This is a genomic window from Streptomyces sp. NPDC041940 (assembly GCF_055589465.1).
Map to the genome: position 1 here is coordinate 101683 of NZ_JBVJBP010000018.1, position 13740 is coordinate 115422.

Genomic DNA, 13740 nt, shown 5'->3' on the forward strand with positions numbered 1-13740 from the left:
CCCGCGTCAACTCGCGCCGGACAGCGATCTACTCGGCATCGCCCTGGTGATCGGCCCAGACATAGCTCTCGGGGAGCAGGTCGGTGATACGGACGGTTCGGACGCGGTCGTCCTCGCCGACGATGACCTTGAGGGCTGGAAAGTAGTCGAGAAGCACCTGACGGCACCGTCCGCACGGAGGGACGACCCCCCGGTCGCGGTCTCCCACGGCGACGATCGTGTCCAGCTCGTAGACCCCCTGGGTGGCTGCCGCGCCGATGAGGGCCAGCTCGGCGCAGGGGCCTCCGGTGAAGTGGTAGACGTTCACCGCCGTGACGATCCGCCCGTCCTGGGCGCGGGCCGCGGCCGCCATGGTGTGCTGGTCGCCACGGCACCGAGTGCGGGCGATGTGAGCCGCCGCCTCGATGAGTTCGTCGTCGACGTGGTGCGTCTGCGTGGTCATCATCTCTGCTTTCGTGAGGTCCGCTTCCGCGAAGGATCCTCACGAGTGTCGGTGATAGGCCTTGTGGGCGAGCCCGCATCGACCTCGTCGCGGCCGATCTGCCCGGCAAGCTGGCCCTGGTCGCGACCGGTCACGCCATCGCGCTCATCCTCCCCCGGCCCGCGGCGTCTACACGATCACCCCGCGGCGCGACCCGCACCCCTGCGCGGCGCCCCTGCTCGACCACCTCGCCACGGCGTTCACCTCTCTCTGACGGTGAGGTCCCGGCGGCCTCGCTCCCCTCCGGAGACCGGAGAGTTGTCGGGTCGCTCGACAGCTCTTCACCTCGGTGCCCCCTCGGGTTCCGGTACCGGCGCGCACGATGTGGCGCCGCACCAACCAGCACAAAGAGAGAGAAACACTGTGAGCAGTGCAGATCCAGGCAAGCCGTCCAGAAGATCCGTCATCGCCGCAGGGGCGACGGCAGCGGCGGTCGCGCTGCCGTTCTCGGCGACGTCCGCGCAGGCGGCCGCCCCGGCCACAGGCTCGCAGGCCGGGAGCGGGAAGGTGAGCGTCACCTCGCAGGACGGCCGTGTCGAGCTCGCGCTGGTCCTGAACGCGGGGACGGCGACCTACGCGGTCGCGGTGGACGGAGTCGAGGTCGTCCCGCCCAGCCCGCTGGGACTCACCTTGGACGACGCCGACTTCGCCACGCGCCTCACCCTCACCGACCGGGGCCGTCCGAGGGCGGTCGTCGTCGACTACGAGCTGCTCCAGGGGAAGGTCTCCCGGGTCCGCAAGCGGATGACCGAGCGGGTCGTGTCGCTGCGCAACGCCAAGGGCCTGCCGATGGACGTCGTGCTGCGCGCCGACGCCGAGGGCGTCGCCTTCCGGTACCGGTTCCCCGACCGCCACGACGGGGTCACCCACACCGTGGCCGCCGAGTCCACCGGTCTGACGCTGCGTGTTCCGGCCGACGGTGGTGCGCGGTTCACGCTGCCGTACACGGTCCAGAAGCCCAAGTACCAGGAGTGGTACATCCCCCGCGACCAGCACGCCGTTCCGGCGCTCGGTGCCGCGACCACCTCCCCGCGCGGCGCCTCCTTCCCGCTGCTGGCCCGCACGGCCGCGCGCCAAGGCCAGGAGTGGTGGGTGCTCGCGAGCGAGTCCGGCATGGACGGCACCTACCCGGCCTGCCACCTCTCGCAGCCCGCCCTCGACCCGGCCACCGGGCAGGTGACGTACACCGTCGCCTTCCCCTACGACGACGAGGCGCTCGGCACTCTCGGTCCCGGTACGCCGCAGGTGAGCGGGGCCTGGCAGACGCCCTGGCGCTTCGTCGCGGTGGCCCGGACGGCCGCGGCGGTCGCCGACACGACGCTCCCGACCGACCTCGGGGTGCCCTGCCGGCTGGACGACACATCCTGGGTCCGGCCCGGGGCCGCGACCTTCAGCTGGATGATGGCCCACGACAGTCCCAAGAGCCTGGAGCAGACGCTCCGTTGGTTCGATCTGGGCGAGGAGATGGGCTGGCCGTACGCGCTCGTCGACGCCCGCTGGGACCAGATGACCGACGCGGCCGGGAACCGGGTGCCTCTGGAGCGGATCGTCGCCGAGGCCGACCGGCGCGGGCTGAAGCTCTTCCTCTGGCACAACTCAGGGGGCGGGAACAACACCGGTACCGGCACTCCCCGCGATCTGCTCGTCGACGCGGCCACGCGACGCGCCCACTTCGGGAAGCTGCGCGACCTCGGCATCGCCGGCATCAAGGCCGACATGTGGGAGGCCGACAAGCAGCAGCTCATCGCCTGGCAGCGGGAGGTGATCGAGGACGCCGCCCGCTACCGGCTGCACATCGTGCTGCACAACACCACGATCCCCCGCGGCTGGGACCGCACCTACCCGCACCTGCTCGGCGTCGAGGCGGGCATGGCCAGCGAGAACTACTCCAACACCAAGCCGCTGGCCGACCAGATACCCGAGCAGACGACCATCGCCGCCGTCTCCCGGAACATCGTCGGCGGCTTCGACTACGGCACCACCCTGCTCTCCCCGTACGCCCTCCCGGAGAGTCCGCGCCACACCACCGACGCCCATGAGCTGGCCCTCACCGTCGTCTACCAGTCCGGGTTCAACGGCTTCGCCGACAGCCCCGAGGCCTACCTAGGTCAGCCGCCCGAGGTCCGCGCGCTGCTGAGCACCGTCCCGGTCGCCTGGGACGAGACGCGTTTCCTGGCCGCCGACCCCGGCAGCCATGTCGTCGTCGCCCGTCGCAAGGGCCGCACCTGGTATGTCGCCGGCGTCAACGGCAGGACCCTCAGCCTCTCCCCCGGCCTCGACTCCTCGGCCCCCGGCTACGCGCCGCCCACCGGCCAGGCGCAGCGGCTGGCCTTCGACCTCCGCGACCTCGGCTTGCGCCGCCCCGCGAAGGTCCGGCTGTTCGCCGACACCTCCGGCACCGACCGCACCCTGCGCCACAGCACGCCGAGAGGCGACCGGTTCAGCGTGGACACCGCCCCCTTCGGAGGGTTCATCGCCGTGATCTGAAGACGCCTGCCCGATGACGGCACCTGCCCGAGTCGGTCGATTCGGGCAGGCCTCCGGCCTCACCTCGTCGGATCCGCCACCGGATACGGCACGAAGGTGCTGCTGTTCTGGTCGATCCGCAGGGCACGGCCCAGGGGCGGCACCGCGCGTTGGGGGCATTCGAGTCGTTCGCAGACGCGGCAGCCCATGCCGATGGGGGTGGCGGCCGAGGCGTTGGCGAGGTCGAGGCCGTCTGAGTAGACGACCCGGTGGGCGTGGCGGATCTCGCAGCCGAGGCCGATGGCGAAGGTCTTGCCGGGTTCGCCCCAGCCGCCGCGGTGCCGGGTGACCGCCCGGGCCGTCCACAAGTACCTCTGCCCGTCGGGCATTTCGGCGATCTGGACGTGGATGCGGCCGGGGGCGGCGAACGCCTCGTAGACGTTCCACAGCGGGCAGGTGCCCCCGGCCCGGGAGAAGTGGAACCCCGTGGCCGACTGCCGCTTGGACATGTTCCCGGCCCGGTCCACGCGGACGAACGAGAAGGGCACACCGCGCAGCCGGGGCCGTTGCAGGGTGCTCAGCCGGTGGCAGACCGTCTCGTAGCCGAGGCCGTAGCGGTCGGTGAGGCGTTCGATGTCGTAGCGGAACTCCTCGGCCGCCGTGTGGAAGGCGGCGTACGGGAGGATCAGGGCGGCGGCGAAGTAGTTGGCGATGCCGATCCGGGCCAGGGCGTGGGTGGGGGAACCGGCCGGGAAGTCCTCGGCGGCCTGGCGGTCGAGTTCGTCGCCGTAGGCGAGCAGGGCCAGCTGGATGGCCATCCGGAACGCCCGCTGCCCCGGGCGGAGGCGGGCCGACAGGTGGAGGGTGCGGGCGGCTTCGTCGTAGTGGTGGAGCCGGTCGCCGGTGGCGGCGGCCAGGTGGACGCCGTGGCCGTCGGCGAGTCTGGCGGTCAGGGCGCGGACGACCTCCCCCGGCCGGATGCCGATCTCCCCGGCGAGCTGTTCGGCCGCGAGGTCGGTGTCGTGCAGGTAGTTCTGGCGGCGGTAGAAGAAGTCCCGGATCTCCTCGTGGGGTGAGGACGCCACGCCCTGCCCGCCGGCGCGGCCGTCCGCGGCTCCGGCGAGCCGCTCGGACAACCGCTGGTTGCGGCGGCCGAGGTTGAGCAGGACCTGGGCGACCTCGGGCATCCGGGAGGCCAGTTCGGCGAGGTCGTTCGGGGACACCCGGGCTTCGGCGATCTCGCCCGACAGCGTCTCGCGCAGATCCGCCAGCAGCCGGCTCGTGTCCCGCTCGGAGAAGAAACCCGGGTCGACGCCGAAGGCCTCGGTCAGCTTCAGCAGGACCGGGACGGTGAGCGGCCGGGAGTCGTGCTCCATCTGGTTCAGATAGCTGGGCGAGATCGCCAGCACGCGGGCCAGCTCCGCCTGGCTCATCCGGCGCTCCTCGCGCAGCCGCCGCAGCCGCGGGCCCGCGTAGATCTTGCTCACCCTGCTCCAACCTCCCCTGAGATGTCCGTCAGCGTACGCGACAGAGAGCCGTAGCGGCCCTTCGCAAACTTGGCAAATACAGCCGTGAAGATTCGCAGAAGTTGGCATCCGTCCACCCTTGATGGCACTGAGTGCCACTGCGAGAGTCTCAGTGCGGCCCGCCGGACCTCCGGCAGCGCAGGCCCTGCACCGGGCACGATTCATGCCCTGACGTCGGAGACCCCGGCAGCAGGCAGCACTTCCGGGCAAGCATTGCTCAGCTCCGCCCTACGGCAGGCAGGCGGGCCGCACTCCAGTAAGAGACACACAGTGCCAGTCCTTCGCAGCGACGAGGTGGGGATTGGCACCCCTTTACATACCGAGGAGACGGTGACAGTCATGGCAGAGGCTAGGACACAGGCAGCCGAGGAACTCGCGCGGCGCTGGGCCACCGATCCCCGGTGGCAGGGCATCGAGCGCACCTACACCGCCGAGGACGTGGTGCGGCTCTCCGGCAGTGTCCGTGAGCAGCAGACCCTGGCCCGGCGCGGCGCCGAGCGGCTGTGGCGCCAGCTGCACGAGCGGGACTACATCCACGCTCTCGGCGCCCTCACCGGCGGCCAGGCCGTGCAGCAGGTCAAGGCCGGGCTCCAGGCGATCTACCTCTCCGGCTGGCAGGTCGCGGCCGACGCCAACCAGGCCGGCCACACCTACCCCGACCAGAGCCTGTACCCAGCCAACTCCGTGCCCCAGGTGGTGCGCCGGATCAACAACGCGCTGCTGCGCGCCGACCAGATCGCCACCGCCGAGGGCGCCGGCGACACGACCGACTGGCTCGCCCCGATCGTCGCCGACGCGGAGGCCGGGTTCGGCGGCCCGCTGAACGCCTTCGAGCTGACCAAGGCGATGATCGCGGCCGGCGCGGCCGGCATCCACTACGAGGACCAGCTCGCCTCGGAGAAGAAGTGCGGTCACCTCGGCGGCAAGGTTCTCGTCCCGACCTCCCAGCACATCCGCACCCTGAACGCGGCCCGGCTCGCCGCCGACCTCGCCGACACTCCCACGGTGATCATCGCCCGCACCGACGCGCTCGCCGCGAACCTGCTCACCAGCGATGTCGACGAGCGCGACGCCGAGTTCGTGACGGGTGAGCGCACGGCGGAGGGCTTCTACCGGGTCCGGGGCGGCATGGCGCCGGTCATCTCCCGCGGCCTGGCCTACGCCCCCTACGCCGACCTCATCTGGGTCGAGACCGGCACCCCGGACCTCGCCCAGGCCCGCGAGTTCGCCGAGGCCATCCACGCTCAGTACCCGGACCAGATGCTCGCGTACAACTGCTCGCCGTCCTTCAACTGGAAGGCCGCGCTGGACGACGACCAGATCGCCAAGTTCCAGCGTGAACTGGGCGCCATGGGCTACAAGTTCCAGTTCATCACCCTGGCCGGCTTCCACTCCCTCAACCACGGCATGTTCGACCTCGCCCGCGGCTACGCCGAGCACGGCATGACCGCCTACGTCGACCTCCAGGAGCGGGAGTTCGCCGCGCAGGCGCAGGGCTTCACCGCCGTCAAGCACCAGCGCGAGGTCGGCACCGGCTACTTCGACCTGGTCTCCACCGCCGTCAACCCCACCTCCTCCACGACCGCGCTCTCCGGTTCCACGGAGGAGGAGCAGTTCCACTAGGCCGTCCTCGAGGACGCCGTCCGGTCCGCCCCGGCCGAGCGGGGGCCGTACCACCGTCCCGGTGCGGCCCTCGCTCTCCTCCCTCCCTCAGGAGCACCCATGTCCACCAGCGCACTGACCCACCACGTCCGCGTTCTCGCGGCTCCGGGCGACCGGCACGACGAGATCCTCACGCCCGCCGCCCTCGACTTCGTCGGCCACCTGGCCGCGGCCTTCGGCGAGCGCCGGCGGTCGCTGCTGAAGGAGCGCCGCCGGCAGGCCCTGCGCCTGGCGAGCGGCTCCCCGCTCGAATTCCCTCTGGTCACCTCCGCCGTCCGCGCGGACCCGTCCTGGCGCGTCGCGCCTCCGGCGCCCGGCCTGACCGACCGGCGGGTGGAGATCACCGGCCCGCCGGAGCGCCGTATGACCGTCAACGCCCTGAACTCGGGTGCCAAGGTCTGGCTGGCGGACTTCGAGGACGCCACCGCCCCCACGTGGGACAACATCGTCGGCGGCCAGCTCAATCTGCTCGACGCCATCGAGCGCCGGATCGACTTCACCACCCCCGAGGGCAGGGAGTACCGCCTCAAGGACCGCGAACAGCTCGCCACCATCGTCGTCCGCCCCCGTGGCTGGCACCTCGACGAGGAGCACCTGGAGTTCGACGGCCGGCCCGTGCCCGCCGCCCTCGTGGACTTCGGGCTGTACTTCTTCCACTGCGCCCAGCGGCAGATCGACGCCGGTCACGGCCCGTATTTCTACCTGCCGAAGCTGGAGAACCGCTACGAGGCCCGCCTCTGGAACGACGTCTTCGTCCTGGCCCAGGACCTGCTCGGCATCCCCCGGGGCACGGTCCGCGCCACCGTCCTCATCGAGACGATCACCGCCGCCTTCGAGATGGAGGAGATCCTCCACGAGCTGCGCGAGCACAGCGCGGGGCTGAACGCGGGCCGCTGGGACTACCTGTTCAGCCTGATCAAGACCTTCGGCCACCGCACCGACTTCCTGCTGCCCGACCGGGCCAAGGTCACCATGACCGCGCCCTTCATGCGCGCCTACACCGAGCTGCTCGTGCGTACCTGCCACCGGCGCGGGGCCCACGCGATCGGCGGCATGTCCGCCGAGATCCCCGGCAAGGACCCGGCCGCGCACGAGGCCGCCCTCGCCAAGGTCCGCCTCGACAAGGAACGCGAGGCGGAGGACGGCTTCGACGGCTCCTGGGTCGCCCATCCCGGGCTGATCCCCGTCTGCCGCGACGTCTTCGACGGCGTCCTCGGCGAACGCCCCCACCAGCTCGACCGCACGCGGGACGACGTGGAGGTCACTCCGGCGGACCTGCTTTCGGTGCGCCGGATCAGCGGGCCGCCGACCGCCGAGGGCGTCCGCACCAACATCGCCGTCGCACTGCGCTACTTCGCCGCCTGGCTGCGCGGACAGGGCGCCGTCGCGCTGTACGGCCTGATGGAGGACGCGGCGACCGCCGAGATCGCCCGGGTGCAGATCTGGCAGTGGCTGCGGCACCGCGTCATCGACCGGGAGACGGTGCTGCGCCTGCTCGACGACGAGGTGACCGCGCTGGGCGCCGAGTACCCGTGGGCACCCGTCGACGACATCCGCGCCCTCTTCGAACGGACCGCGATGACCGGCGAGTTGCCGCTGTTCTTCACCCCGGACGCGTACACGCGGCACCTGGTGAAGCGGACGGAGGCCGGGGCGTGAGCGGCGGGATCCGGCGCGTCGGAGTGGTGGGCGGCGGGCAGATGGGGGCGGGCATCGCCGAGGTGTGCGCCCGGGCCGGGCTCGACACCACGGTCTGCGAAGTGGACGCGATGGCGGCCCGGGCCGCCCGGGAACGGGTGACGGCGTCGCTCGACCGGGCGGTCCGGCGCGGCAAGCTGGAGGAGCCCGCCGCCCGGGACGCGCTCGCCCGTCTGTCGTTCACCGGCAGCCTGGAGGATCTCGCCGACCGGCAGCTGGTCGTCGAAGCCGTGGTGGAGAACCCCGACGCCAAGACGGAGATCTTCGGCGCCCTCGACAAGATCGTCGAGGATCCGGAGGCGGTGCTGGCCACCAACACCTCCTCCCTCCCGATCATGCGGCTCGGCAGGGCGACCGGCCGCGCGGACCGGGTCGTGGGCCTGCACTTCTTCAACCCGGTCCCCGTGCTGCCGCTGGTCGAGGTCGTGACCTCCCTGCACACCTCGCCCCGCACGGTGGCTGCCGTACAGGACTTCGCGACCGAGGCGCTCGGCAAGACGGTCATCCACTCCCGGGACCGGGCCGGGTTCGTCGTCAACGCCCTGCTGATCCCGTATCTGCTCTCGGCCGTCCGCATGGCGGAGTCCGGCTTCGCCACCGCCTCCGACATCGACACCGGCATGGAACTGGGCTGCGCCCACCCGATGGGCCCGCTGAGGCTCGCGGACCTGATCGGCCTCGACACGGTCGCGTCGATCGCCGAGTCGCTCTACGACGAGTTCAGGGATCCCCTCTACGCTCCTCCCCCGCTGCTCCAGCGGATGGTGGAGGCGGGGCTGCTCGGCCGGAAGACCGGGCGGGGGTTCCACACCTACGTCCAGGACTGAGGGCCTGGTACGACGCGGGCTGAGGGGCCCGCGGGGTGTCACAGGGGAGGGCGGGAAGCGCGAGTGCGGCGCTTCCCGCCCCGGCAGGTCGGCGTCGGATCAAGTCGCCGGTCCGGACGCCAGCAGTCCGTTGACCACCAGCGTCGCCAGTGCCTCCGCCGTGGCCGTGAGCTGTTCCGGCGAGGCGTCGTCGGGCCGGCCGAGGCGGCGCGCCAGCGGGACCTCCACCATTCCCGAGACGGGCGGGACGACCGCGAAGAACAGCACGTCCATCGGGACGGGCGCCATCCGCCCCGCGGCCACCAGCCGCTCGATGCCGGGCGCCATGAGTTGCAGGGTCGGCGCGATGTAGTGCTCGTACAGGTAGTCCAGCCGCTCGGTGTCCCGGGTGAACTCGCCGACGAAGAGCCGTCCGATCAACGGCTCGTCCACGGCGGTCCGGTAGAAGCCGGTGATGATCCGCCGCAGGGCCTCGGCGTCGTCGACCGTGTCGTCAACCTCCGGCAGACGCGCCAGCTGCGCTCCCAGCGCGTGGTCCACCACCGCACGCCAGAAGGCCGCCTTGGAGCCGTACCGGTCGTTGATGAAGTTGTGGCTGACGCCCAGGCGGCGGGCCAGCTCGCGCGCGGAGGCGTGGTCGTAGCCCAGTTCGGCGAAGGCCTCGAGCCCGCGCCGCAGGATGCTCTCCTCCGTGGGGACCGCGGGAGTGTCCGCGCCGGGGCGCCCCGGCCGTCGAGCGGATTCGGCTCTTGCTCCCACGACTGCCTCCATGCGTGCGTCCTGCGCTGCTTGCGCTCTGCGCTGCTTGTGCTCCGGGCCATCCTAGGGACCCTCCACCATTTTACTTGACGGCTGTCAGATTCAGACTAATCTGACAGGTGTCAGCCAGTCCGGCCACTTCTTCCGGAGTTCCGTCATGCCCAAGACCTCCACCCACACGGCCGGCGCGGCCACCGTGTCCTCACCACCGTCGGCCGAAGCGTCATCGCCGCATCGCTGGTGGATCCTCGCCGTCATAGGGCTGGCGCAGCTCATGGTGGTGCTGGACAGCACGATCGTGAACATCGCGCTTCCCTCGGCCCAGAAGGATCTGGGCTTCTCCGACGGGGACCGGCAGTGGGTCGTCACCGCCTACGCGCTCGCCTTCGGCAGCCTGCTGCTGCTCGGCGGACGCACAGCCGACCTGTTCGGCCGAAAGACGACCTTCCTGGTCGGCCTGGTCGGCTTCGCCGGGGCCTCCGCGCTGGGAGGTGCCGCCGGCAGCTTCGAGGTCCTCATCGTCGCGCGTGCCGCGCAGGGCCTGTTCGGTGCTCTGCTCGCCCCGGCCGCCCTGTCCCTGCTGACCACGACCTTCACCGACGCCAAGGAACGCGCCAAGGCCTTCGGCGTGTACGGCGCCATCGCCGGCGCGGGCGGCGCCATCGGCCTGCTCCTCGGCGGCTTCCTGACCGAGCACCTCGACTGGCGGTGGACCCTCTACGTCAATCTGGTCTTCGCCGCTGTCGCCTTCGTCGGCGGCATGCTCCTGCTCCAGCGCTCCACCCGAGACAAGAGCGCCACCATCGACATCCCCGGCGCCGTCCTCGTCTCCGGCGGCCTGTTCTGTCTGGTCTACGGCTTCTCCAACGCCGAGAGCCACGACTGGGGCTCCGTGCGGACCTGGGGCTTCCTGGTCGCCGGTGCCGTCCTGCTCGCCGCGTTCACCTGGTGGCAGACCCGCGCCACGCACCCCCTGCTGCCCCTGCGGGTCCTGCTCGACCGCAACCGCGGCGCCTCCTTCGTCTCCATCCTGATCACCGGCGCCGGCATGTTCGGTGTCTTCCTCTTCCTCACCTACTACCTGCAGCAGAGCCTGGGCTACACCCCCATCAGGACCGGACTGGCCTTCCTGCCGATGGTGGGCGCGCTCATGCTGTCCTCCACGCTCGCCTCCACCGTCCTGATCCCCCGCCTCGGCCCCAAGGCGGTCGTACCGCTGGGCATGGGCCTGGCCGCGGCCGGCATGGCGTGGCTGACCGGTCTCGGCCTCGGCAGCGGCTACGCCACCGACATCCTGCCCCCGCTGATCGTGGCGGGACTCGGCCTCGGCCTGGTGATGGCCCCGGCCATGAGCCTGGCCACGGCCGGGGTGAAGGCCGAGGACGCCGGTGTCGCCTCCGCCGCCGTGAACACCATGCAGCAGGTCGGCGGCTCCCTCGGTACGGCGCTGCTCAACACCCTCTCCACCAGCGCCGTCACCGACTACCTGGCAGGCCGCAACCCCAAGGACCCCGCCGTCCTGGCACAGGCCGGGCTGGAGGGCTACTCCACCGCCTACTGGTGGTCGGCCGCCTTCTTCGCCGCCGGTCTGGTCATCAGCGTCATCCTCTACCGGCGCGGCGCACCGGCCACCGACCCCGACGCGGCGCCCGTGGTGCACATGTGAGGCCCGCTCGGGGCGTCCGGCCCCGACCTGCCGGAGGGGCCGGCCGGCGAGAGCGGTGTTGCGTCAGGAGCCGTAATGGGGATTCACGGCGATGTACCCGGTCTCGCACTCGTCGGGCGTTCCGGGTGCGCTGCGGCACAGGGTCATCGTGAGGCTTCTGATGCCGCTCGGGTCGGTGGCGGCGATGTCGTGGAAGTCGGCGGTCGTGCCGCAGCCGTCGGTGTTGTGGTTGTCGCCCAGGGTGTGGGCGGCGCCGGAGCCGGTCTGGAGGGTGAGGGTGGCGTAGAGGGAGCGGTCGTCGCAGGTCTGGTCGGTGACGGCCAGGGCGCCGTGGTGGAAGGAGTTCCGGTCGACCCAGGTCACCTGGACGCGGGTCCGGTCCCCCCAACTGGTGGTGATGTCGCCACTGGTGGTGTCCGCCCAGCCCTGGCCGGCGGTCCCCAGCGTGAGCGCGGTCGTGGCGGCGACGACGAAACCTGCACGGCGCATGTACATGCCTCCTCCGGCGGAGCGGCCAGCTGTGCTGCCGCGTATGTCGTGTCCATCCTCGACCGCTCTGTGCAGTCCCTTCTCGCGAAGGGCCGCCAAATGTGTGAGCGGCTCGGGAGGAGAGCCGGCCGCCCGGCTCACGCCATGCCGCCGGGTGCCGGCCCGTGCCGTCCAGCGCCACGGCAAGTGCAGAGGGGAGGTGCGGACAAGGAGAGCACGGGGCCCGCCACGTTCCGGTATGGCGGGCCCCATGTCGTCGCAGATTAGGCGGGGTTGGGCGGACGAAGGTGGCGGGCGTATTGCGGTTCCATGAAAGAGTTCGGGCCCTGCCGAGCGGGCCCTTCCGCGATGTGGACGGCCCAGTCGAGGATCTGGACCGCCGCCCCCGCGGCCTCCAGCCCTTGGCAATGGGCGTGGTGCCTGCGGGCGATGCCGTCCAGGTCGAGATGGCGGCCGAAGGCGGGGTGGGCGGCAAGCCGTCGGGCGTAGGTCCACAGGTGCGGATGGTCGGCGACGCGGTGGACCGCGGCGGCGTCGAGATGCAGCCGGTGCACGGTGTCGAGCTGGACCAGGGCCACCCACAACCGCACGTCGGCGGCGGTCAGTTCGTCGCCGAGGACGAAGTCCTGGTCGGCGAGGCGCCACTCCAGTGAGCCCAGGACCCGGAGGAGGGAGCCGAGGGCGGTGTGGCGCGCCGTGGCGTCGGTGTCGGCCTGTCCGGCCTGCTGTGCGGCCTCGTTGATGTTGTGGTCACAGAGACCTTCGACGGCCTCTGTCTCCTCCTCCGCGCCGTGCGGGTAGAGGACGGGCCGGTCGGTGCCGTCGTCGCCGAAGCGCCGGGCCAGGTCCCTCAGGATGTGCGAGGGGTGCGTGGTGACGATCCGCCCGGTCCAGGTGTCGCTCAGCACCGGTGCGAGGGCTGGTCCGGGATGCCGGTGCGAGCTGGCCTCGTACAAGGGGCTCAGGGCAGAGTGTCCGCCGTCGGGCAGGTCGGGGAGGGCCGGCAGCAGCACGACCGGGAGGGTGTCCTCCAGGCCGAGCAGGCTGTGGGTGATGGCGATCCGCAGACAGTGGGGGCAGGACGGCGAGAGGTGGAGACGGTAGCGGCGCGGCGCGGGGTAGTAGCCGCTGTTGGCGTCACAGCCGATCCTGCCCCGGAACGGCGGCGGTGAGGGGAGGGACGGGACGGTGGTCAGGGGTGCGGCGGGCATGTGTCTCCCTGGGTCCGGGTCCGGCTTCTGGTGCGAGGAGGTGCGGCGGGCGGGCGGCGCACATGGGGACGGGTGCGCGGCGGCGTCGGCGCATACCCGTGCGCGGCGGGGGTGCGGTGCCGGTGGGCGCCGCCGGTTCAGCGGAGGGGGCTCGCCGCGCTGCAGACGCGCAGGAGATCGATGTGCCGGCGGGAGGTGAGGAGCAGGCACCACCGGCCCGCGCGCGACGCGCGGTCGGCGGGCGGCTCCAGTCGCTCCATCATTTCCTACCGATGCACTAGGGATCTCTGCTCTGGAGTGTCAGGCGGCTTTCCCGCCACGTCAAGAGGGCCTGCACGTGCCGCGGCTGCTCCCTTGAGCGGGACCGTCCCTCACGCGAACGGCCCGCCCTGTTCAGGCCCTCGTACGGCGAGAGGCCGAGCGACCTATCGTTGCGGTCATGGTCTTCCAGTCGACGACAGAACCCACCGTCTTCCACGCGGCGTTCCGCGATCAGTTCGAGATCTTCCTCGATGAGCATCGGTCCGCGCTGCACGACAGTCTGGACGGGCTGACCGAAGAGCAGGCGCGCCGCTCGCTGGTCCCGTCCAAGACCACGCTGCTCGGGCTGGTCAAGCACGCCACGTTCGTCGAGAAGGTCTGGTTCGACGAGGCGATCACCTGCCGGTCCCGCAGCGAGATCGGCATTCCCGACACACCCGATGAGTCGTTCGACCTCCACGACGACGACACTGTCGCCTCGGTCCAGGGCGCTCATCGGCAGGCGTGCGCGGAGTCCCGCCGAGCCACGGAGAAGCTGACGCTGGACGACCTCGTGCGAGGCAACCGCCGGGGCCCGCTGCCGCTGCGCTGGGTCTACCTCCACACGCTGCGTGAGCTGGCTCAGCACTGCGGCCACGCCGAGATCCTTCGGGAGCAGATCCTCGGCGACGCGACGCGCCACGGCTGATCCGGA

11 protein-coding genes and 1 pseudogene are annotated in these 13740 nt (G+C 71.4%); 7 read left to right on the forward strand and 5 right to left on the reverse strand.

Annotated features, from left to right (window positions below):
* Positions 1-28: 28 nt before the first annotated feature.
* A complete protein-coding gene (locus tag ACZ6I3_RS27390; RefSeq protein WP_469418254.1) occupies positions 29-442 on the reverse strand; it encodes a cytidine deaminase family protein in 414 nt (137 codons plus the stop codon).
* A 71-nt stretch (positions 443-513) separates the two neighbouring features.
* Here ACZ6I3_RS27390 and ACZ6I3_RS27395 point away from each other — a divergent pair.
* Both ACZ6I3_RS27395 and ACZ6I3_RS27400 read left to right on the forward strand, forming a co-directional pair.
* Positions 514-695: pseudogene (locus ACZ6I3_RS27395) on the forward strand (LysR family transcriptional regulator); the annotation flags it as partial.
* Between the two features lie 149 nt (positions 696-844).
* On the forward strand, positions 845-2968 hold the full coding sequence (locus ACZ6I3_RS27400) for a glycoside hydrolase family 97 protein (protein ID WP_469418164.1): 2124 nt from the start codon (positions 845-847) through the stop codon (positions 2966-2968).
* A gap of 59 nt (positions 2969-3027) precedes the next feature.
* On the opposite strand, the gene ACZ6I3_RS27405 is transcribed toward ACZ6I3_RS27400, so the two are convergent.
* Positions 3028-4434: a short-chain fatty acyl-CoA regulator family protein gene (locus tag ACZ6I3_RS27405; RefSeq protein ID WP_469418166.1), complete on the reverse strand. Its 1407-nt coding sequence runs from the start codon at positions 4432-4434 to the stop codon at positions 3028-3030.
* Between the two features lie 378 nt (positions 4435-4812).
* Here ACZ6I3_RS27405 and aceA point away from each other — a divergent pair, with 378 nt between their 5' ends.
* From aceA to ACZ6I3_RS27420, 3 genes are all read left to right on the forward strand, one after another.
* Complete coding sequence (gene aceA / locus ACZ6I3_RS27410) at positions 4813-6096, forward strand: isocitrate lyase (RefSeq protein WP_469418168.1); 1284 nt, start codon at positions 4813-4815, stop codon at positions 6094-6096.
* Between the two features lie 99 nt (positions 6097-6195).
* Positions 6196-7794 carry a malate synthase A gene (gene aceB / locus ACZ6I3_RS27415; RefSeq protein WP_469418170.1) on the forward strand — a complete coding sequence of 533 codons (1599 nt, stop codon included), beginning with the start codon at positions 6196-6198 and terminating at the stop codon, positions 7792-7794.
* Complete coding sequence (locus ACZ6I3_RS27420) at positions 7791-8660, forward strand: 3-hydroxybutyryl-CoA dehydrogenase (protein WP_469418172.1); 870 nt, start codon at positions 7791-7793, stop codon at positions 8658-8660. Before aceB ends, ACZ6I3_RS27420 begins: the two co-directional genes overlap by 4 nt.
* A 99-nt stretch (positions 8661-8759) precedes the next feature.
* Here the strand turns inward: ACZ6I3_RS27420 and ACZ6I3_RS27425 are convergent, their stop codons facing one another.
* Positions 8760-9431, reverse strand: a complete 672-nt coding sequence (locus ACZ6I3_RS27425; protein ID WP_469418173.1) for a TetR/AcrR family transcriptional regulator — start codon at positions 9429-9431, stop codon at positions 8760-8762.
* 145 nt (positions 9432-9576) lie between these two features.
* Here ACZ6I3_RS27425 and ACZ6I3_RS27430 point away from each other — a divergent pair, with 145 nt between their 5' ends.
* Positions 9577-11085, forward strand: a complete 1509-nt coding sequence (locus ACZ6I3_RS27430; protein ID WP_469418175.1) for an MFS transporter — start codon at positions 9577-9579, stop codon at positions 11083-11085.
* A 63-nt stretch (positions 11086-11148) separates the two neighbouring features.
* On the opposite strand, the gene ACZ6I3_RS27435 is transcribed toward ACZ6I3_RS27430, so the two are convergent.
* Together ACZ6I3_RS27435 and ACZ6I3_RS27440 are read right to left on the reverse strand one after the other, a co-directional pair.
* Positions 11149-11574 carry a hypothetical protein gene (locus ACZ6I3_RS27435; RefSeq protein WP_469418177.1) on the reverse strand — a complete coding sequence of 142 codons (426 nt, stop codon included), beginning with the start codon at positions 11572-11574 and terminating at the stop codon, positions 11149-11151.
* Between the two features lie 263 nt (positions 11575-11837).
* On the reverse strand, positions 11838-12785 hold the full coding sequence (locus tag ACZ6I3_RS27440; RefSeq protein ID WP_469418178.1) for a glutathione S-transferase C-terminal domain-containing protein: 948 nt from the start codon (positions 12783-12785) through the stop codon (positions 11838-11840).
* Between the two features lie 439 nt (positions 12786-13224).
* Here ACZ6I3_RS27440 and ACZ6I3_RS27445 point away from each other — a divergent pair, with 439 nt between their 5' ends.
* Positions 13225-13734, forward strand: coding sequence for a DinB family protein (locus ACZ6I3_RS27445; RefSeq protein WP_469418180.1), 510 nt, complete (start codon positions 13225-13227; stop codon positions 13732-13734).
* The last annotated feature ends 6 nt before the right edge of the window (positions 13735-13740 follow it).

Bases quoted from the DNA above. Each gene is read 5' to 3' on its own strand.
- ACZ6I3_RS27390 (WP_469418254.1), bottom strand. From the start codon at position 442: ATGACCACGCAGACGCACCACGTCGACGACGAACTCATCGAGGCGGCG.
- aceA (WP_469418168.1), top strand. From the start codon at position 4,813: ATGGCAGAGGCTAGGACACAGGCAGCCGAGGAACTCGCGCGGCGCTGG.
- aceB (WP_469418170.1), top strand. From the start codon at position 6,196: ATGTCCACCAGCGCACTGACCCACCACGTCCGCGTTCTCGCGGCTCCG.
- ACZ6I3_RS27425 (WP_469418173.1), bottom strand. From the start codon at position 9,431: ATGGAGGCAGTCGTGGGAGCAAGAGCCGAATCCGCTCGACGGCCGGGG.
- ACZ6I3_RS27430 (WP_469418175.1), top strand. From the start codon at position 9,577: ATGCCCAAGACCTCCACCCACACGGCCGGCGCGGCCACCGTGTCCTCA.
- ACZ6I3_RS27435 (WP_469418177.1), bottom strand. From the start codon at position 11,574: ATGCGCCGTGCAGGTTTCGTCGTCGCCGCCACGACCGCGCTCACGCTG.
- ACZ6I3_RS27440 (WP_469418178.1), bottom strand. From the start codon at position 12,785: ATGCCCGCCGCACCCCTGACCACCGTCCCGTCCCTCCCCTCACCGCCG.
- ACZ6I3_RS27445 (WP_469418180.1), top strand. From the start codon at position 13,225: ATGGTCTTCCAGTCGACGACAGAACCCACCGTCTTCCACGCGGCGTTC.